At 65.2% G+C, this 16107-nt stretch carries 25 protein-coding genes; all 25 read right to left on the bottom strand.

Features of this window, described 5'->3' with window-relative positions; all coding sequences use genetic code 11:
• Window positions 1-71 precede the first annotated feature (71 nt).
• Window positions 72-716, bottom strand: coding sequence for an adenylate kinase (locus tag QE452_RS02565; protein ID WP_309658530.1), 645 nt, complete (start codon window positions 714-716; stop codon window positions 72-74).
• 41 nt (window positions 717-757) lie between these two features.
• Window positions 758-2104: a preprotein translocase subunit SecY gene (gene secY, locus QE452_RS02560; protein WP_125994129.1), complete on the bottom strand. Its 1347-nt coding sequence runs from the start codon at window positions 2102-2104 to the stop codon at window positions 758-760.
• A 161-nt stretch (window positions 2105-2265) separates the two neighbouring features.
• Window positions 2266-2808 (bottom strand): 50S ribosomal protein L15, encoded by a 543-nt coding sequence (rplO, locus tag QE452_RS02555; protein ID WP_309658529.1) that lies wholly within the window; start codon window positions 2806-2808, stop codon window positions 2266-2268.
• A 178-nt stretch (window positions 2809-2986) separates the two neighbouring features.
• Window positions 2987-3163: a 50S ribosomal protein L30 gene (gene rpmD / locus QE452_RS02550; protein ID WP_017979476.1), complete on the bottom strand. Its 177-nt coding sequence runs from the start codon at window positions 3161-3163 to the stop codon at window positions 2987-2989.
• A gap of 6 nt (window positions 3164-3169) precedes the next feature.
• Window positions 3170-3970, bottom strand: a complete 801-nt coding sequence (rpsE, locus tag QE452_RS02545) for a 30S ribosomal protein S5 (protein WP_309658528.1) — start codon at window positions 3968-3970, stop codon at window positions 3170-3172.
• 2 nt (window positions 3971-3972) lie between these two features.
• Window positions 3973-4323 carry a 50S ribosomal protein L18 gene (gene rplR / locus QE452_RS02540; RefSeq protein ID WP_309658527.1) on the bottom strand — a complete coding sequence of 117 codons (351 nt, stop codon included), beginning with the start codon at window positions 4321-4323 and terminating at the stop codon, window positions 3973-3975.
• Window positions 4323-4856 (bottom strand): 50S ribosomal protein L6, encoded by a 534-nt coding sequence (gene rplF / locus QE452_RS02535; RefSeq protein ID WP_125994125.1) that lies wholly within the window; start codon window positions 4854-4856, stop codon window positions 4323-4325. Before rplF ends, rplR begins: the two co-directional genes overlap by 1 nt.
• Window positions 4856-5251 (bottom strand): 30S ribosomal protein S8, encoded by a 396-nt coding sequence (rpsH, locus tag QE452_RS02530; protein WP_125994124.1) that lies wholly within the window; start codon window positions 5249-5251, stop codon window positions 4856-4858. Before rpsH ends, rplF begins: the two co-directional genes overlap by 1 nt.
• A gap of 10 nt (window positions 5252-5261) precedes the next feature.
• Entirely contained in the window at window positions 5262-5567 is a 306-nt protein-coding gene (gene rpsN / locus QE452_RS02525; protein ID WP_125994123.1) for a 30S ribosomal protein S14, read from the bottom strand.
• A 63-nt stretch (window positions 5568-5630) separates the two neighbouring features.
• Window positions 5631-6215 (bottom strand): 50S ribosomal protein L5, encoded by a 585-nt coding sequence (rplE, locus tag QE452_RS02520; RefSeq protein ID WP_309658526.1) that lies wholly within the window; start codon window positions 6213-6215, stop codon window positions 5631-5633.
• Complete coding sequence (gene rplX, locus QE452_RS02515; protein ID WP_125994121.1) at window positions 6208-6525, bottom strand: 50S ribosomal protein L24; 318 nt, start codon at window positions 6523-6525, stop codon at window positions 6208-6210. The genes rplE and rplX overlap by 8 nt, the downstream gene beginning before the upstream one ends.
• A complete protein-coding gene (gene rplN, locus QE452_RS02510; RefSeq protein WP_017979484.1) occupies window positions 6525-6893 on the bottom strand; it encodes a 50S ribosomal protein L14 in 369 nt (122 codons plus the stop codon). Before rplN ends, rplX begins: the two co-directional genes overlap by 1 nt.
• A 181-nt stretch (window positions 6894-7074) precedes the next feature.
• Complete coding sequence (gene rpsQ / locus QE452_RS02505; protein WP_125994120.1) at window positions 7075-7347, bottom strand: 30S ribosomal protein S17; 273 nt, start codon at window positions 7345-7347, stop codon at window positions 7075-7077.
• Window positions 7348-7359: 12 nt separating this feature from the next.
• Window positions 7360-7563: a 50S ribosomal protein L29 gene (rpmC, locus tag QE452_RS02500; protein WP_125994119.1), complete on the bottom strand. Its 204-nt coding sequence runs from the start codon at window positions 7561-7563 to the stop codon at window positions 7360-7362.
• Window positions 7563-7997, bottom strand: coding sequence for a 50S ribosomal protein L16 (rplP, locus tag QE452_RS02495; protein ID WP_125994118.1), 435 nt, complete (start codon window positions 7995-7997; stop codon window positions 7563-7565). The genes rpmC and rplP overlap by 1 nt, the downstream gene beginning before the upstream one ends.
• 12 nt (window positions 7998-8009) lie before the next feature.
• The gene (gene rpsC / locus QE452_RS02490) at window positions 8010-8717 is read right to left on the bottom strand and encodes a 30S ribosomal protein S3 (protein ID WP_125994117.1); all 708 of its coding nucleotides are present in this window, start codon (window positions 8715-8717) and stop codon (window positions 8010-8012) included.
• Window positions 8717-9094, bottom strand: coding sequence for a 50S ribosomal protein L22 (gene rplV, locus QE452_RS02485; RefSeq protein ID WP_125994116.1), 378 nt, complete (start codon window positions 9092-9094; stop codon window positions 8717-8719). The genes rpsC and rplV overlap by 1 nt, the downstream gene beginning before the upstream one ends.
• On the bottom strand, window positions 9094-9369 hold the full coding sequence (gene rpsS, locus QE452_RS02480) for a 30S ribosomal protein S19 (protein WP_125994115.1): 276 nt from the start codon (window positions 9367-9369) through the stop codon (window positions 9094-9096). Before rpsS ends, rplV begins: the two co-directional genes overlap by 1 nt.
• On the bottom strand, window positions 9369-10217 hold the full coding sequence (rplB, locus tag QE452_RS02475) for a 50S ribosomal protein L2 (protein ID WP_125994114.1): 849 nt from the start codon (window positions 10215-10217) through the stop codon (window positions 9369-9371). Before rplB ends, rpsS begins: the two co-directional genes overlap by 1 nt.
• Before the next feature lie 5 nt (window positions 10218-10222).
• The gene (locus tag QE452_RS02470) at window positions 10223-10534 is read right to left on the bottom strand and encodes a 50S ribosomal protein L23 (protein ID WP_125994113.1); all 312 of its coding nucleotides are present in this window, start codon (window positions 10532-10534) and stop codon (window positions 10223-10225) included.
• Complete coding sequence (rplD, locus tag QE452_RS02465; RefSeq protein WP_309729549.1) at window positions 10527-11153, bottom strand: 50S ribosomal protein L4; 627 nt, start codon at window positions 11151-11153, stop codon at window positions 10527-10529. The genes QE452_RS02470 and rplD overlap by 8 nt, the downstream gene beginning before the upstream one ends.
• A gap of 3 nt (window positions 11154-11156) precedes the next feature.
• On the bottom strand, window positions 11157-11912 hold the full coding sequence (gene rplC / locus QE452_RS02460; protein WP_309658524.1) for a 50S ribosomal protein L3: 756 nt from the start codon (window positions 11910-11912) through the stop codon (window positions 11157-11159).
• A 214-nt stretch (window positions 11913-12126) separates the two neighbouring features.
• Window positions 12127-12435 carry a 30S ribosomal protein S10 gene (rpsJ, locus tag QE452_RS02455; protein WP_007406109.1) on the bottom strand — a complete coding sequence of 103 codons (309 nt, stop codon included), beginning with the start codon at window positions 12433-12435 and terminating at the stop codon, window positions 12127-12129.
• A 170-nt stretch (window positions 12436-12605) separates the two neighbouring features.
• Window positions 12606-13799 carry an elongation factor Tu gene (gene tuf, locus QE452_RS02450; RefSeq protein ID WP_125994163.1) on the bottom strand — a complete coding sequence of 398 codons (1194 nt, stop codon included), beginning with the start codon at window positions 13797-13799 and terminating at the stop codon, window positions 12606-12608.
• 138 nt (window positions 13800-13937) lie between these two features.
• Complete coding sequence (gene fusA, locus QE452_RS02445; protein WP_125994110.1) at window positions 13938-16034, bottom strand: elongation factor G; 2097 nt, start codon at window positions 16032-16034, stop codon at window positions 13938-13940.
• Between the last annotated feature and the right edge of the window lie 73 nt (window positions 16035-16107).

The raw sequence follows: 16107 nt of genomic DNA, 5'->3' as shown, positions 1-16107 counted from the left end.
GATCGGTCAGCGCGGTGACGACTAGATGACAATATGTTCATGATCGCCCTGCCCGCGCTCTGCCGTCGAACTCAGCGGTCCAGGATCGCCGCGATCTGGTCCGATACAACCGTCATATCCGCCATGCCGTCGACCCGGCTCACCAGTCCGCGCGCTTCGTAGAAGGGCAGGATCGGCGCGGTCTTGGCACGGTACTCGGCCATGCGGGTCGACACGGTCTCGGCATTGTCGTCCGGCCGACGCTTGAACTCGGTCGCGCCACACACGTCGCAAACACCCTCGACGGCCGGCACCTTGAACCGGTCGTGATAGCCCGTGCCGCAGGACGCGCAGGTGAAACGGCCGACGATCCGCTCGATCAGCGCCGCCTCGTCCACCTCCAGCTCGATGACATGATCGAGCTTCTGACCCCGCTCGCTGAGCAGCAGGTCGAGCGCCTCGGCTTGCGCGGTGGTGCGCGGATAGCCGTCGAAGATCGCACCCGACGCCACGCCCTGGTCCAGCCGCTCGCCGATCAGGGCCGACACGATCGCATCCGACACTAGTTCGCCGGCGTCCATGACCGCCTTGGCCTGCTGGCCCACCGGGGTGCCGGCCTTGACCGCCGCCCGCAGCATGTCGCCGGTCGACAGCTGGACCATGCCCCGGTCCGAGACCAGACGCGCCGCCTGCGTGCCCTTGCCCGCACCCGGCGGCCCCAGCAGGATGATGTTCACCGTCGCATTCCCCTTGTTCACGCCCGTGATGCGCGCCCGCCTCAGCGAGCGCGGCCGCCCTTCAGCTTCGACTTCTTGATGAGGTCGCCATATTGATGCGCCAGCAGATGCGACTGGATCTGCGTCACCGTGTCCATCGTCACGTTCACCACGATCAGCAGGCTGGTGCCGCCGAGGTAGAAGGGGATCGACAGCGCCGTGACCAGATATTCCGGCAACAGGCAGATGATGGTCAAATAGGCCGCACCGATCACCGTGATGCGCGTCAGCACATAATCGAAGTAATTCTCGGTGTTCTTGCCCGGCCGGATGCCCGGCACGAAGCCGCCATAGCGCTTCAGATTGTCCGCCGTCTCCTCGGGGTTGAACACCACCGCCGTGTAGAAGAAGGAGAAGAAGATGATGCCGGCGGCATAGAGCGCCATGTAGACCGGGCTGCCATGCTGCAGATACTGGTTGAGCGAGATGATGAAGTCGCCCCAGCGGCTTTCACCCGCCGTGTGCTGGCCGGCGAACTGGCTGATCGTCAGCGGCATCAGCAGCAGCGACGAGGCGAAGATCGGCGGGATCACGCCGGCCGTGTTGATCTTCAGCGGCAGATGGCTGCGATCCGCCTGCATCCCGCGCTGCGTCTGGCGCTTGGGGTACTGGATCAGGATGCGGCGCTGTGCGCGCTCCATGAAGCAGATGAACAGGACTAGGCCGATCACCGCGACGATGATGCCGATCAGGCGCAGCGGATCGAGGCTGCCGGTGCGGCCGCCCTCCAGCAGGTTGAACAAGGTCGTCGGCAGATGCGCGACGATGCCGGCCATGATGATCAGCGACACGCCGTTGCCGATGCCGCGGCTGGTGATCTGCTCGCCCAGCCACATCAGGAACATGGTGCCGCCGATCAGGCTGATGATCGCCGAGACGATGAAGATCGTCCCCGGCTGCACCACCGCACCGCCCGCTTCCATGCCGCGCGCGATGAAGAAGCCCTGGATCGCGGTCAGCGCGACCGTGCCGTAGCGGGTATATTGGTTCAGCTTCTTGCGGCCGCTCTCGCCTTCCTTCTTGATCGCGGCCAGCTGCGGCGCGAGCGAGGTGGCGAGCTGCACGACGATCGACGCCGTGATGTACGGCATCACGCCCAGCGCGATCAGCGAGGCGCGCGACAGAGCACCGCCCGAGAAGGTGTTGAAGAAGTCCAGCACGCCGCCCTGCGTGCGGCTCGCCAGACCGGCGAGACCGACGGGATCGATGCCCGGCAGCGGCACGTAGCTGAGCAGGCGGAACACGATCAGCGCGCCGATGGTGAACCACAGCCGCTTCTTGAGGTCGGTGGCCTGGGCGAATTTCCCCAGGCTGATGCTTTGCGCCATTCGGTCGGCTGCGGTTGCCATGCGATGATTCGTCCTGGAAACAAAAACGGCGGGATGCGTTTGCCCGCTCCCGCCGTTCATATAGGCACCCGTGGGGGCTTGTCTAATGCCTACACGGTCGAACCGTCCCGAGCCGAACGCGACCGTGGCCGCGCCGTCACATCGGGACGGTCGTTACCGGATCAGGCCTTGAACGACGCCTTGTGCGCCTGGCGCTCGCGATACTTCACGCCCTTCTTGGCGGCGGCCTTCTCGGCGGCCGGCACGACGGTCGGCACTTCGACCGAACCGCCCGCTGCCTCAACGGCGCTGCGCGCACCGGCCGAGACACCGGCGACCAGGAAGCTCAGCTTGGCCGAGAACGTGCCCTTGGCGAGGAGGCGGACGCCGTCCTTGCCACCGCGCGCCAGGCCGGCGGCCTTCAGCGCCGCATGGTCGATCGTGCCGTCGGCCGACAGCTTGCCCGCATCGACCGCCTTCTGGATCGCGCCCAGGTTCACCTCGGCATAATCCTTGGCGAAGATGTTGTTGAAGCCGCGCTTCGGCAGACGCATGTGGAGCGGCATCTGGCCGCCCTCGAAGCCGGCGATGGACACGCCCTCGCGGCTCTTCTGGCCCTTCTGGCCACGACCGCCGGTCTTGCCCTTGCCCGAGCCGATGCCGCGACCGACGCGGATCTTGGACTTGCGGGCACCTTCGTTGTCGCGGAGTTCGTTGAGCTTCATGATTGCACTCGCTTTCGCTTTTGACGCGCTGTTGGATGGAAGCGGCGGGCCTTAACGGGGAGTCGCCCGCTTGTCGAGCGAAGATGTCGGGCAACCTCCCCTCGCCTTCCCCCAAAGCAAAAGGGCGGCGTCGGTCGAAACCGACGCCGCCCCTTCAGGCGCATGGAAGATGCGGGGCTCAGCCCTGCACTTCGACCATGTGCTGGACCTTGCGGATCATGCCGCGAACCTCGGGGCTGTCCTCGAGTTCGCTGACCTTGTGCATCTTGTTGAGGCCAAGGCCGATCAGCGTCGCGCGCTGATCCTTGGTACGGCGGATCGGCGAACCGGTCTGCTTGATCTTGATCGTCGCCATGTCAGCTTACTCCGTGATCGCCGCGGCTTCCGCCTCGGCCACCTGCGCCGTGGCGCCCTGGCCGCGACCCAGCAGGTCCGCGATCTTCTTGCCACGACGCTGCGCGACCGCCTTGGGGCTGGTCTGCTCAGTCAGGGCGCCGAAGGTAGCGCGGATCATGTTATAGGGGTTCGACGTGCCCACCGACTTCGTCACCACGTCGGCGACGCCGAGCGATTCGAAGATGGCGCGCATCGGACCGCCGGCGATGATGCCGGTGCCCTGCGGCGCCGAGCGAAGCGTCACGCGGCCGGCACCGAAGTGACCGTTCGCGTCATGGTGCAGCGTGCGGCCGTCCTTCAGCGGCACGCGGACCATCTTCTTCTTCGCCGCAGCGGTCGCCTTGGAGATGGCTTCCGGCACTTCGCGCGCCTTGCCATGACCGAAGCCGACCCGGCCCTTGCCGTCGCCCACGACGACCAGCGCCGCGAAGCCGAAGCGCTTGCCGCCCTTCACCGTCTTCGAGACGCGGTTGATGTGGACCAGCTTCTCGATCAGCTCTTCGCCGCCATCGTCCTGACCGGGACCACCGCGACCGCGGTTGTCACGACCACCACGACCGCCGTCACGACCGCCACGGTTGCCGCCCGGGCCACCGCGACCGCCGCCCTGGCCGCCACGTCCGCCCTGGCCACCGCGACCACGACCGCCGCCCTGACCCTGATAGCCGCCACCGGTGTTGCCGGTGTTAGCGCCGGCATCGCCGGCGGAAGCCTCAACCGCGGCGGGAGCGCCGGGCTGCGACTGGATATCGTTGGTATCAGCCATTCTTAGAACTCCAATCCGGCTTCACGCGCGGCCTCGGCGAGCGCCTTGACGCGGCCGTGGAACAGGAAGCCACCACGGTCGAACACGACCTGGGTGACGCCGGCGGCCTTCGCCGCTTCGGCCACGCGCCGGCCCACGGCGGAGGCGGCGTCGCAATTCGACGTCGCGCCCTCGTGGCCCGCCAGCGTCGACGCCGAGGCGACCGTGCGGCCTGCCGTGTCGTCGATCACCTGCGCATAGATGTGCTTGCCCGAGCGATGCACGGACAGGCGCGGACGCGTACCGGCACGCGCACGCAGCGCGGTACGATTGCGCCGACGGCGCTTCTCGAAAAGAGAGAGACCCTTGGTCATTACTTCTTCTTCCCTTCCTTGCGGAAGATGAACTCGCCGTCGTACTTGATGCCCTTGCCCTTATAGGGCTCCGGCTTGCGCCAGCGACGGATCTCGGCGGCCAGCTGGCCGACCTTCTGCTTGTCCGCGCCGCTGATTTCGACGGTGGTGGCGTCCGGCGTCTTCACCTCGAGGCCTTCCGGCACGTCGATGTTGACGTCGTGGCTGTAGCCGAGCTGCAGCTTCAGGGTCTTGCCCTGGGCCGCCGCGCGATAGCCGACGCCGGTGATGACCAGCTTCTTGGTGAAGCCCGTGGTCACGCCCGTGACCAGGTTCTGCACCAGGGTGCGCTGCATGCCCCAGAACGCGCGCGCGCGCTTGGTGTCGTTGGCCGGCTGCACCGAGATGCCGTCCGACTGGACGTCATAGGTGATGTCGTCGGCGAGCGGCAGCGTCAGGGTGCCCTTGGGGCCCTTCACGCTCAGCATGCGATCGGCGATGTTGGCGGTCACGCCGGCCGGAACCGGGACAGCCTTCTTACCAATACGGCTCATCAGAAGACCTCCGCGAGCACTTCGCCGCCGACATTCTGCTCACGCGCTTCCGCGTCGGACAGAACGCCATTCGGCGTCGAGACGATGGTGATGCCCAGGCCGTTCATGACGCGGGGCAGCTCCTGCGAACCGCTGTAGACGCGGCGGCCGGGCTTCGAGACGCGCGCGACATGCTTGATCGCGGGCTGGCCCTCGAAATACTTCAGCTCGATGCGCACGCCGGCGGCGGGGCCCATCTGCTCTTCGGAATAGCCGCGGATATAGCCTTCGCGCTGCAGCACGTCGAGGACGCGCACGCGCAGCTTCGACGCGGGGCTCAGGACGGAGTCCTTGCGCGCGCGCTGGCCGTTGCGGATGCGGGTGAGCAAATCACCCAGGGGATCGGTCACTGCCATTGGACTATCCTTACCAGCTCGACTTGGTGACGCCGGGGATCAGGCCCTTGTTGGCCAGATCGCGGAGCTGCACGCGGCAGAGACGGAACTTGCGGTAGTACGCACGCGGACGGCCGGTGGTCGCGCAGCGATTGCGGATCCGGGTCGGGTTCGCGTTGCGCGGCAGCTCGGCCATCTTGAGGCGCGCGATGAGACGGTCCGTCTCGCTCAGCGACTCGTCATTGGCCTGCGCCTTCAGCTTCGCCAGCTTGGGCGCATATTGCGCGACCATCTTCTTGCGACGCTCATTCTTGTTGATCGAACTCAGTTTCGCCATGGACTTAAGCTCTTCCTTGAAAAGCCCCTCCCCCGCCGATCAGACGGGGAAGGGGGTAGAATGTCAGGCCGCCTTCTTCTCTTCGGCGGTCTCTTCCTGCGGGAACGGGAAGCCGAACAGACGGAGCAGCTCGCGCGCCTCGTCGTCGGTCTTCGCCGTGGTGGTCACGATCACATCCATGCCGCGCACCTTGTCGATGCGGTCATAGTTGATCTCGGGGAAGATGATCTGTTCCTTGATGCCGCAGGCATAGTTGCCGCGACCGTCAAAGCTCTTCGGATTCAGGCCACGGAAGTCGCGCACGCGGGGCAGCGCGATCGTGATGAAGCGGTCCAGGAACTCGTACATGCGCTCGCGACGCAGCGTGACCTTCACGCCGATCGGCATGCCTTCACGCAGCTTGAACTGCGCGATCGACTTCTTCGCCTTGGTGATGACGGGCTTCTGACCCGCGATCAGCTCCATTTCGGACGCGGCCTGATCGACGCGCTTCTTGTCCTGGGTCGCCTCGCCGACGCCCATGTTCAGCACGATCTTCTCGATGCGGGGAATCTGCATCTCGTTCTCGTAGCCGAACTTCTCCTGCATCGCCTTGACGATGCGGTCCTCGTAGATGCCCTTCATCCGGGGCTTGTAGGCATCAGCCATCGATCTTCTCCCCGGTCTTCACGGCCACGCGGACCTTCTTGCCGTCCTGCGTCTCGAAACGGACGCGGGTGGGCTTGCCGTCGGCCGTCACGTGCGCGACCTTCGAGACGTGCAGCGGAGCCTCGACCTTTTCCAGGCCACCCTGCGGGTTCGCCTGGGTCGGCTTGCGGTGACGGGTCGCGACGTTGACGCCGCCCACGATCACCTTGCCGTCCTTGGGCATCGACTGAGTGACGGTGCCGGTCTTGCCCTTGTCCTTGCCGGACAGGACGACGACCTTGTCGCCCTTCTTGATCTTCGCAGCGCCCATTACAGCACCTCCGGAGCCAGCGAGATGATCTTCATGTGCTTCTTGCCACGCAGTTCGCGCACGACCGGGCCGAAGATACGGGTGCCGATCGGCTCCTCGTTCTTGTTGACCAGCACCGCGGCGTTGCCGTCGAAGCGGATGGTCGAGCCATCGGCACGGTGGATGTCCTTGGCAGTGCGGACGATGACGGCGCGATGCACGTCACCCTTCTTCACCTTGCCGCGGGGCTGCGCTTCCTTGATGGACACGACGATGATGTCGCCGACGCTCGCCGTCCGGCGCTTGGAACCGCCAAGCACCTTGATGCACTGAACCCGCTTCGCGCCGCTGTTGTCAGCGACGTCGAGATTGGACTGCATCTGGATCATGGATCCTGCTTCCTTCTCTTCTTGGGGTGGATACCGACCCAACCCCGCCTAAAAATAACGACCCCCGGCGCGGACAATCCGCACCAGGGGGAGCGGCGCCTTTAGCCACTCCGGATGCGAAAGGCAATGCCCTTCGATCCTGCCTTTTGATGACGGGCCCGGCGCGTGCCGGGCCGCGCAATCAGGCGTCGACGTCGACCCGGTCGGGCGTCGCGTGGGTGTTCACCCGCTCGATCACCTTCCAGGTCTTCAGCTTGGAGAGCGGTGCGATCTCTTCGATGCGCACGGTCTCGCCGGCCTTATACTCGTTCGCCTCGTCATGGGCGTGATACTTCTTCGAGCGGCGGATGATCTTGCCGTAGAGCGGGTGCTTCACCTTGCGCTCGACATTCACCACCACCGTCTTGTCGCCCTTGTCGGAGACGATCAGTCCGGTCAGCACGCGCTTGGGCATGTGCTCGGTTCCTTACTTGGCAGCCGCGGCGCGGGTGCGCTGCGTCTGCAGGGTCTTGATGCGGGCGATGTCACGACGGACTTCGCGGACGCGGCTCGGCTTCTCGAGCTGGCTCGTCGCCGCCTGGAAGCGGAGATTGAACTGCTCGCGCTTCAGCTGCGCCAGGCTCTCGTTGAGCTGGTCGTCGGTCTGACCGACGAAATCGTTATCGGCCATTACTCGCCTCCGAGGTGGCTGGTGTCGCCCAGGCGGGCAACGACCTTGGTCTTGATCGGCAGCTTCATCGCTGCGCGCTCGAATGCTTCGGCGGCCAGGCGGCCGTCGACACCGTCGAGCTCGAACAGGATACGGCCGGGCTTGACGCGGGCCGCCCAGAACTCAGGCGAACCCTTGCCCGAGCCCATGCGGACTTCGGCGGGCTTGGACGAGACCGGCACGTCCGGGAACACGCGGATCCACAAACGGCCCTGACGGCGGATGTGACGGGTGATGGCGCGGCGGGCCGCCTCGATCTGACGCGCGGTCAGACGATCCGGCTCCATCGCCTTCAGGCCATAGGCGCCGAAGTTGAGCGCGGTGCCCCCCTTCGCGTCGCCATGGATGCGGCCCTTGAACGCCTTGCGGAATTTGGTGCGCTTCGGTTGCAGCATTGCTCTTGTTCCTTAGCGACGGTCGTCGCGCGCCGGGCGCACGCCGGAGGTCTGAGCCTCCATCATGAGCCGGTCGGTCGCCATCGGGTCGTGACCCAGGATCTCGCCCTTGAAGACCCAGACCTTCACGCCGCACACGCCGTAGGACGTGTGGGCCTCGGCCTCGGCATAGTCGATGTTCGCGCGCAGCGTGTGCAGCGGAACGCGACCTTCGCGATAGCTCTCGGAGCGGGCGATCTCGGCGCCGCCCAGGCGGCCACCGCAATACACCTTGATGCCGTCGGCACCCAGGCGCATCGCCGACTGCACCGCGCGCTTCATCGCCCGGCGGAACGCGATACGGCGCTCCAGCTGATCGGCGATGCCCTGCGCGACGAGACGGGCGTCGACCTCGGGCTTGCGGATCTCGACGATGTTGAGCGAGACGTCGGACGAGGTCATCGCCCCGATCGTCTTGCGCAGCTTCTCGATGTCGCCGCCCTTCTTGCCGATGATGACACCGGGACGCGCCGCGAAGATCGAGATGCGGCACAGTTTCGCCGGACGCTCGATCACGACCTTGCTGATCGCGGCCTGCGGCAGGCTCTTCATGATGTACTGGCGGATCTTCAGATCCTCCAGCAGCAGACGGCCATAGTCCGCGCCTTCGGCGAACCAGCGGCTGTCCCAGGTGCGGTTGATCTGCAACCGCATCCCGATCGGATTGCTCTTGTGACCCATTACGCTTCTTCCTGCTCGCGCACGACGATGCGCAGACGGCTGAACGGCTTCAGGATGCGGGTGGACTTGCCACGGCCGCGGGTCGCGAAGCGCTTCATCGTGATCGACTTGCCAACCGACGCCTCGGCGACGACGAGCGCGTCGACGTCGAGATTGTGGTTGTTCTCGGCATTGGCGATCGCCGAGGCGAGCACCTTGCGAGCGTCCACGGCCATCGCCTTGGTCGAGAAGGACAGGATGTTCAGCGCATCGCCGGCCTTCTTGCCGCGGATCAGGCCCGCGACCAGGTTCAGCTTCTGCGCCGAACCACGGATCTGCGTGCCGACCGACAGCGCTTCCTTGTCACCGACCTTGCGGGGGGATTGCGGCTTGCTCATCAGCGCTTGCCCTTCTTGTCAGCGGCGTGACCCGGGAAGTAGCGCGTCGGCGCGAACTCACCCAGCTTCATGCCGACCATGTCCTCGTTGACCGACACCGGCACGAACTTCTTGCCGTTGTAGACATTGAACGTGAGACCCACGAACGACGGCAGGATGGTGGAGCGACGCGACCAGGTCTTGATCGGCGCGCGGCCACCGGCGTCCTGCGCGGCTTCAGCCTTCTTCAGCAGGCTGAGCTCGACGAACGGGCCCTTCCAGACAGAGCGAGCCATTACTTCTTCCTCGCATGGCGGCTACGGATGATCATCTTGTCCGTCGCCTTGTTGTGGCGGGTGCGCGCACCCTTGGTCGGCTTGCCCCACGGGGTGACCGGATGACGGCCGCCCGAGGTCCGGCCTTCACCACCGCCGTGCGGGTGGTCGACCGGGTTCTTGGCGACGCCGCGCGTCAGCGGACGCGAGCCCATCCAGCGCGAACGACCAGCCTTGCCGAGATTCTGGTTCTGGTTGTCGGGGTTCGAGACCGCGCCGACCGTCGCCATGCACTCGCCATGGATGTAGCGCTGCTCGCCCGAGTTCAGGCGGACGATGACCATGCCGCGGTCACGACCGACGACCTGCACATAGGTGCCGGCCGAACGGGCGATCTGGCCACCCTTCATCGGCTTCATCTCCACATTGTGGACGATGGTGCCGACGGGCATCTGGCCCAGCTCCATGGCATTGCCCGGCTTCACGTCGGTGCGCTTGTCGGCGATCACCTTGTCGCCCACGCCCAGACGCTGCGGCGCCAGGATATAGGCCTGCTGGACCTTGCCCTCGGCGTCGGTGCCATAGTTGACCAGCGCGATGAACGCGGTGCGGTTGGGGTCATATTCCAGACGCTCAACCGTACCCTCGACGCCCCAGTTGCGGCGCTTGAAGTCGATGTAGCGATACTTCTGCTTGTGACCGCCCGCGATGCCGCGGCTGGTCACATGACCCTTGTTGTTGCGACCGCCGGTCTTGTTCTTGCCCTCGGTGAGCGCCTTGACCGGCTTGCCCTTCCAGAGCTGCGACTTGTCGACGAGGACCAGGCCGCGGCGGGCCGGGCTCGTCGGGTTATATTGCTTGAGTGCCATGATCCTCAGACCCCCGTCGTCACGTCGATCGACTGACCGTCAGCGAGCGTGACGATCGCCTTCTTCATGTCCGACCGCTGGTAGGGCGCGCCCTTCCACTTCTTGGTCTTGCCCTTCTGGACGATCGTGTTCACGTTCAGCACCTTGACATCGAAGAGCGCCTCGACGGCGGCCTTGATCTCGGGCTTAGTCGCGCTGTTGGCGACCTTGAACACGACGGCGTTCTGCTCGCTGAGCAGGGTCGCCTTCTCGGTGATGTGCGGCGCGACGATCACGTCATAGTGACGGATGTCGACAGCGTTCTGCGGCTTAGCCATTGAAGCGCGCCTCCAGCTTCTCGACGGCCGCGCGGGTCAGCACCAGCGTATCGGCCTTGATGATGTCGTAGACATTGGCGCCGATCGCCGGCAGCACGTCCACTTCGCGAAGATTGCCCGCGGCCAGCACGAAGCTCGTCTCGACGGCATCGCCATCGATGACCAGGGCGCGATTGCCCCAGCCCAGCTTGGCCAGATCGCCCTTGAGCGACTTGGTCTTGTTGCCGTCGACCGTGAGCGCATCCATGACGATCAGCGAGCCGGCCTTGGCATGGCTCGACAGCGCCATCTTCAGACCCAACGCGCGAATTTTCTTGTTCAGCGAGGGATTGAAGTCGCGGACGCGGGCGCCGTGCGCCTTACCACCGCCGATGAACACCGGAGCGCGACGATCGCCGTGACGAGCGACACCGCCGCCCTTCTGGCGACCCAGCTTCTTGCCCGTACGGGCGACGTCCGCACGCTCGCGGGTGCCGCGCGCGGTCGCGCGACGCTTCTCGAGCTGCCAGGTCACCACGCGATGCAGGATATCGGCACGCGGATCGAGGCCGAAGACCTCGTCGTTGAGCTCGATATCCGCGGCGTCGGTGCCGGCAAAGGACTGAACCTTGACCTTCACTGTTTAGCCCTCCTGGCCTTCGGTGGCCTCGGGAGCGGCCGCAGTCTCGGCGGGCGTCTCGGCAGGCGCATTGTTGTTGCTGGCGACGGCCTTCAGGCCGGCCGGATACGGCGCATCGGCGTGCGCCTTCACCTTGACCGCGTCCTTGACGAACAGCCAGCCACCCTTCGAACCGGGCACCGAGCCCTTCACGAAGATCAGGCCGCGCTCGACATCGGTGCCGACGACTTCAAGATTCTGCTGGGTGCGGTTACGGTCGCCCATGTGACCGGCCATCTTCTTGTTCTTGAAGACGCGGCCCGGATCCTGGCGGTTACCCGTCGAACCGTGCGAACGGTGGCTGACCGAGACGCCGTGCGTCGCACGCAGACCGCCGAAGTTCCAGCGCTTCATCGCGCCGGCGAAACCCTTGCCCTGGGTGCGACCCTGGATGTCGACCAGCTGGCCGGCAACGAAGTGGTCGGCCGACAGTTCGGCGCCGACGTCGAGGAGATTGTCCTCGCTGACGCGGAACTCGGCCAGGACCGCCTTCGGCTCCACCTCGGCCTTGCCGAAATGGCCGCGCTGCGGCTTGGCGACGTTCTTGGCCTTGGCGCTACCCGCGCCAAGCTGGACGGCGGTATAGCCGTCGGTATTCAGTTCGCGGCGGGACACGACCTGCAGCCCGTCCAGCTGAAGAACGGTGACCGGCACGTGCCGACCGTCTTCCTGGAACAGGCGGGTCATCCCCATCTTCTTCGCGATCACGCCGGTACGCATGACCAACACTCCTCACAGAGGCACAGGCAGACCCATTCCACCCATGCGTGTCAGCCCGGAAATGCGAAGCGTGCCCCCGTCCCGGGCTGGTTGTCCTCTTGCCGTGAGCGCAAGAACATGACGGGAGACGCTGACCCGGCGGCCTAGGCCACCAGCGGTATCTCAAAATGCGAGAACGCCGCGGGACCGGAGTCGACCGCGGCGCAATGGCCCCTTAGGCCAGCTTGATCTCGACGTCAACGCCGGCCGCGAGGTCGAGCTTCATCAGCGCGTCGACGGTCTGCGGGGTCGGCTGCACGATGTCGAGCATGCGCTTGTAGGTGCGGACCTCGAACTGCTCGCGCGACTTCTTGTCAATGTGCGGTCCACGGTTCACCGTGAACTTCTCGATGCGCGTCGGAAGCGGAATCGGACCGCGGATGAGCGCGCCGGTGCGGCGCGCGGTGTCGGCGATGTCGCCGGTCGCCTGGTCGAGAACGCGATGGTCGAACGCCTTCAGGCGAATGCGGATGTTGCTGTCCATGATCCCTACCGATGCGAAAGAGCGGGCCCGTTGCCGGGCTCTTGCTGTGCGGATGAAAACGAAGAGGCGCAACTAGCGCCCCTCTCATAAAAAGGCAACCGCCCCGCCCCACCTTTTTCAAGGCGGGACGAGGCGGCCGGGCCTGCGAGCAGGCCTAAGCTATGAGAAGCTTACTTGTCGATGGCGCTGACGACACCGGCGCCGACGGTACGACCGCCCTCGCGGATCGTGAAGCGCTGGCCGACGTCCATGGCGATCGGCGCGATCAGCTTGATGCCGAGCGCGACGTTGTCGCCGGGCATGACCATCTCGGTGCCCTCAGGCAGCTCGACGGTGCCGGTCACGTCCGTCGTGCGGAAGTAGAACTGCGGACGATAGTTGGCGAAGAACGGCGTGTGACGGCCACCCTCTTCCTTCGACAGCACGTACACTTCCGACTTGAAGTCGGTGTGCGGCTTGATCGAGCCGGGCTTGCAGAGCACCTGGCCACGCTCGACTTCGTCGCGAGCGACGCCACGGATCAGCGCACCGACGTTGTCGCCGGCCTGGCCCTGGTCGAGCAGCTTGCGGAACATCTCGACGCCCGTGACCGTGGTCTTGCGGACGGTCGGGTGGATGCCGACGATCTCGACTTCCTCGCCGACCTTCACGATGCCGGTCTCGACGCGGCCGGTGACGACGGTGCCGCGACCCGAGATCGAGAACACGTCCTCGATCGGCATCATGAACGGCTTGTCGAGCGGACGCTCCGGCTGCGGGATGTAGTCGTCAACGGCCTGCATCAGCGCGGTGACGGCTTCCTTGCCGAACTTGTCGTTCGAACCCGACAGGGCGCAGGTGGCCGAGCCCTTGATGATCGGAATGTCGTCGCCCGGGAACTCGTACGAGCTGAGCAGCTCGCGGATTTCCAGCTCGACCAGCTCGAGGATTTCCTCGTCGTCGACCAGGTCGACCTTGTTCATGAACACGACCATCGCCGGCACGCCGACCTGACGGGCGAGCAGGATGTGCTCGCGGGTCTGCGGCATCGGGCCGTCGGTGGCCGACACGACCAGGATCGCGCCGTCCATCTGCGCCGCGCCGGTGATCATGTTCTTCACATAATCGGCGTGGCCCGGGCAGTCGACGTGCGCATAGTGGCGGTTCGTCGTCTCATACTCGACGTGCGCGGTCGAGATGGTGATGCCGCGCTCGCGCTCTTCCGGCGCCTTGTCGATGTTCGCGAAGTCCACCGCGGTGCCGCCGGTCGTTTCCGCCAGCACCTTGGTGATTGCCGCGGTCAGCGAGGTCTTGCCATGGTCGACGTGACCGATGGTGCCGATGTTGAGGTGCGGCTTGGTCCGCTCGAATTTTGCCTTTGCCATTTTCCTACCTTCTGAATCGAATCCGCTGCCGCATCCGAGGCCATGCGAACGCGGCCCCATAACGACAGTTTGGACGGAATGCCAGTGCTTCCATCCGGCCGGCGCCCGAAAGCGACCGGCCGGACCGAAGCGTGGCGATTACGCCATCTTAGCCTTGATCTCGTCCGCGACGTTGCTCGGCACTTCGTCATAGTGCGAGAACTGCATCGAGTATTGCGCCCGGCCCTGGGTGAACGAGCGGAGCTGGTTCACATAGCCGAACATATTGGCGAGCGGAACCATCGCCTCGACGGTCTGCGCGTTACCGCGGCTATCGGTGCCCTGGATCTGGCCACGACGGCTGTTCATATCGCCGATGACGTCGCCCAGATAATCCTCCGGGGTGACGACCTCGACCTTCATGATCGGCTCGAGCAGCTTGATGCCCGACTTCTGCGCCGCTTCACGCATCGCGCCGCGGGCGCAGATTTCGAAGGCCAGCGCCGACGAGTCGACGTCGTGGTACGCGCCGTCCGTCAGGTGAACCTCGAAGTCGATGATCGGGAAGCCGATCAGCGAACCCGACTCGGCGGTCTCGCGCATGCCCTTCTCGACGGAGGGGATATACTCCTTCGGGATGTTGCCGCCCTTGACCTCGTCGAAGAACAGGAAGCCCGAGCCACGCTCGCCGGGCACCACGGTCAGCTTGACGCGACCGAACTGACCCGAACCACCCGACTGCTTCTTGTGGGTATAGTCGATGTCGACCTTCTTCGCGAGATATTCGCGATACGCCACCTGCGGCGCGCCGACATTCGCCTCGACCTTGAACTCGCGCTTCATGCGGTCGACCAGGATCTCGAGGTGAAGCTCGCCCATGCCCTTGATGATCGTCTGGCCCGATTCATGGTCGGTCGAGACGCGGAACGAGGGGTCCTCGCGCGCGAGGCGGTTGAGCGCGACGCCCATCTTCTCCTGGTCAGCCTTGGTCTTGGGCTCGACCGACAGCTCGATGACGGGCTCGGGGAACTCCATCCGCTCCAGGATGATCGGCGCGCTGATGGCGCAGAGCGTGTCACCGGTGGTGGTATCCTTCAGACCCGCCAGCGCGACGATGTCGCCGGCATAGGCCTCCTGGATGTCCTCGCGGCTGTTCGCATGCATCAGCAGCATGCGACCGACCTTTTCCTTCTTGTCCTTCACCGAGTTCTGGACCTGGCTCGCCGCCTCCAGCTTGCCCGAATAGATGCGGGCGAAGGTCAGCGTGCCGACGAAGGGATCGTTCATGATCTTGAACGCCAGCGCCGAGAAGGGCTCGGTGTCCGAGGACGGACGCTCGTCCGGCGTCTCGCCGTCGAGCTTCACGCCCTTGATCGCCGGCACGTCGAGCGGCGACGGCAGATAGTCGACGACCGCGTCGAGCAGCGGCTGCACGCCCTTGTTCTTGAACGCGGAACCGCAGACGATCGGCACGAACGACATGCTCAGCGTACCCTTGCGGATCAGCTTCTTCAGATCGGCGACCGACGGCTCGTTGCCCTCGAGATACGCTTCCATCAGCGCATCGTCCTGCTCCACGGCCATTTCGATCAGGTCGCTGCGATACTTCGCCGCCTTCTCGGCCATGTCGGCCGGGATGTCCTGATATTCGAACTTCGCGCCCAGCGACTCTTCGAGCCAGATGATCGCGCGGTTCTCGACCAGGTCGACCAGACCCTTGAAGCCGCCCTCGATGCCGATCGGCAGGTACAGAACGGCCGGACGCGCGCCCAGACGCTCGATGATCGAGTCGACGCAGAAGTAGAAGTCGGCGCCGGTGCGGTCGAGCTTGTTGACGAAGCACATGCGCGGCACGCCGTACTTGTCGGCCTGACGCCACACGGTCTCCGACTGCGGCTCCACGCCGGCGACGCCGTCGAAGCACGCGACCGCGCCGTCGAGCACGCGGAGCGAACGCTCCACCTCGATGGTGAAGTCGACGTGGCCGGGCGTGTCGATGATGTTGATGCGGTGCTCGAGACCCTGGCCTTCATTGGCCTTCCAGAAGCACGTCGTCGCAGCCGACGTGATCGTGATCCCGCGCTCCTGCTCCTGCTCCATCCAGTCCATGGTGGCGGTGCCTTCGTGCACTTCGCCGATCTTGTACGACTTGCCGGTGTAATAGAGGATACGCTCGGTCGTGGTCGTCTTGCCGGCGTCGATATGCGCCATGATGCCGATGTTGCGATACTGTTCGAGCGGATGGCTGCGGGCCATGATCGGTGCTTCCTTAGCGATGTGGGGAGCAGGGCGATGACGCCCGCTCCCCACGATATAGGTGCAATTGCTG

This window comes from Sphingomonas sp. SORGH_AS_0438, from assembly GCF_031453475.1.
In the GTDB taxonomy this organism is placed as follows: Bacteria; Pseudomonadota; Alphaproteobacteria; order Sphingomonadales; family Sphingomonadaceae; genus Sphingomonas.
The sequence above is the reverse complement of the archived record's forward strand: the minus strand, read 5'-3'. Positions and strand labels throughout refer to the sequence as shown.

What these genes read in the sequence shown, in the direction of transcription:
- secY (WP_125994129.1), bottom strand. Translation starts at nt 2,104, where the DNA reads ATGGCAACCGCAGCCGACCGAATGGCGCAAAGCATCAGCCTGGGGAAA.
- rplO (WP_309658529.1), bottom strand. Translation starts at nt 2,808, where the DNA reads ATGAAGCTCAACGAACTCCGCGACAACGAAGGTGCCCGCAAGTCCAAG.
- rpmD (WP_017979476.1), bottom strand. Translation starts at nt 3,163, where the DNA reads ATGGCGACGATCAAGATCAAGCAGACCGGTTCGCCGATCCGCCGTACC.
- rpsE (WP_309658528.1), bottom strand. Translation starts at nt 3,970, where the DNA reads ATGGCTGATACCAACGATATCCAGTCGCAGCCCGGCGCTCCCGCCGCG.
- rplR (WP_309658527.1), bottom strand. Translation starts at nt 4,323, where the DNA reads ATGACCAAGGGTCTCTCTCTTTTCGAGAAGCGCCGTCGGCGCAATCGT.
- rplF (WP_125994125.1), bottom strand. Translation starts at nt 4,856, where the DNA reads ATGAGCCGTATTGGTAAGAAGGCTGTCCCGGTTCCGGCCGGCGTGACC.
- rpsH (WP_125994124.1), bottom strand. Translation starts at nt 5,251, where the DNA reads ATGGCAGTGACCGATCCCCTGGGTGATTTGCTCACCCGCATCCGCAAC.
- rpsN (WP_125994123.1), bottom strand. Translation starts at nt 5,567, where the DNA reads ATGGCGAAACTGAGTTCGATCAACAAGAATGAGCGTCGCAAGAAGATG.
- rplE (WP_309658526.1), bottom strand. Translation starts at nt 6,215, where the DNA reads ATGGCTGATGCCTACAAGCCCCGGATGAAGGGCATCTACGAGGACCGC.
- rplX (WP_125994121.1), bottom strand. Translation starts at nt 6,525, where the DNA reads ATGGGCGCTGCGAAGATCAAGAAGGGCGACAAGGTCGTCGTCCTGTCC.
- rplN (WP_017979484.1), bottom strand. Translation starts at nt 6,893, where the DNA reads ATGATCCAGATGCAGTCCAATCTCGACGTCGCTGACAACAGCGGCGCG.
- rpsQ (WP_125994120.1), bottom strand. Translation starts at nt 7,347, where the DNA reads ATGCCCAAGCGCGTGCTGACCGGACTGATCGTCTCCGACAAGGGCGAC.
- rpmC (WP_125994119.1), bottom strand. Translation starts at nt 7,563, where the DNA reads ATGGCCGATAACGATTTCGTCGGTCAGACCGACGACCAGCTCAACGAG.
- rplP (WP_125994118.1), bottom strand. Translation starts at nt 7,997, where the DNA reads ATGCTGCAACCGAAGCGCACCAAATTCCGCAAGGCGTTCAAGGGCCGC.
- rpsC (WP_125994117.1), bottom strand. Translation starts at nt 8,717, where the DNA reads ATGGGTCACAAGAGCAATCCGATCGGGATGCGGTTGCAGATCAACCGC.
- rplV (WP_125994116.1), bottom strand. Translation starts at nt 9,094, where the DNA reads ATGAGCAAGCCGCAATCCCCCCGCAAGGTCGGTGACAAGGAAGCGCTG.
- rpsS (WP_125994115.1), bottom strand. Translation starts at nt 9,369, where the DNA reads ATGGCTCGCTCTGTCTGGAAGGGCCCGTTCGTCGAGCTCAGCCTGCTG.
- rplB (WP_125994114.1), bottom strand. Translation starts at nt 10,217, where the DNA reads ATGGCACTCAAGCAATATAACCCGACGAGCCCGGCCCGCCGCGGCCTG.
- QE452_RS02470 (WP_125994113.1), bottom strand. Translation starts at nt 10,534, where the DNA reads ATGGCTAAGCCGCAGAACGCTGTCGACATCCGTCACTATGACGTGATC.
- rplC (WP_309658524.1), bottom strand. Translation starts at nt 11,912, where the DNA reads ATGCGTACCGGCGTGATCGCGAAGAAGATGGGGATGACCCGCCTGTTC.
- rpsJ (WP_007406109.1), bottom strand. Translation starts at nt 12,435, where the DNA reads ATGGACAGCAACATCCGCATTCGCCTGAAGGCGTTCGACCATCGCGTT.
- tuf (WP_125994163.1), bottom strand. Translation starts at nt 13,799, where the DNA reads ATGGCAAAGGCAAAATTCGAGCGGACCAAGCCGCACCTCAACATCGGC.
- fusA (WP_125994110.1), bottom strand. Translation starts at nt 16,034, where the DNA reads ATGGCCCGCAGCCATCCGCTCGAACAGTATCGCAACATCGGCATCATG.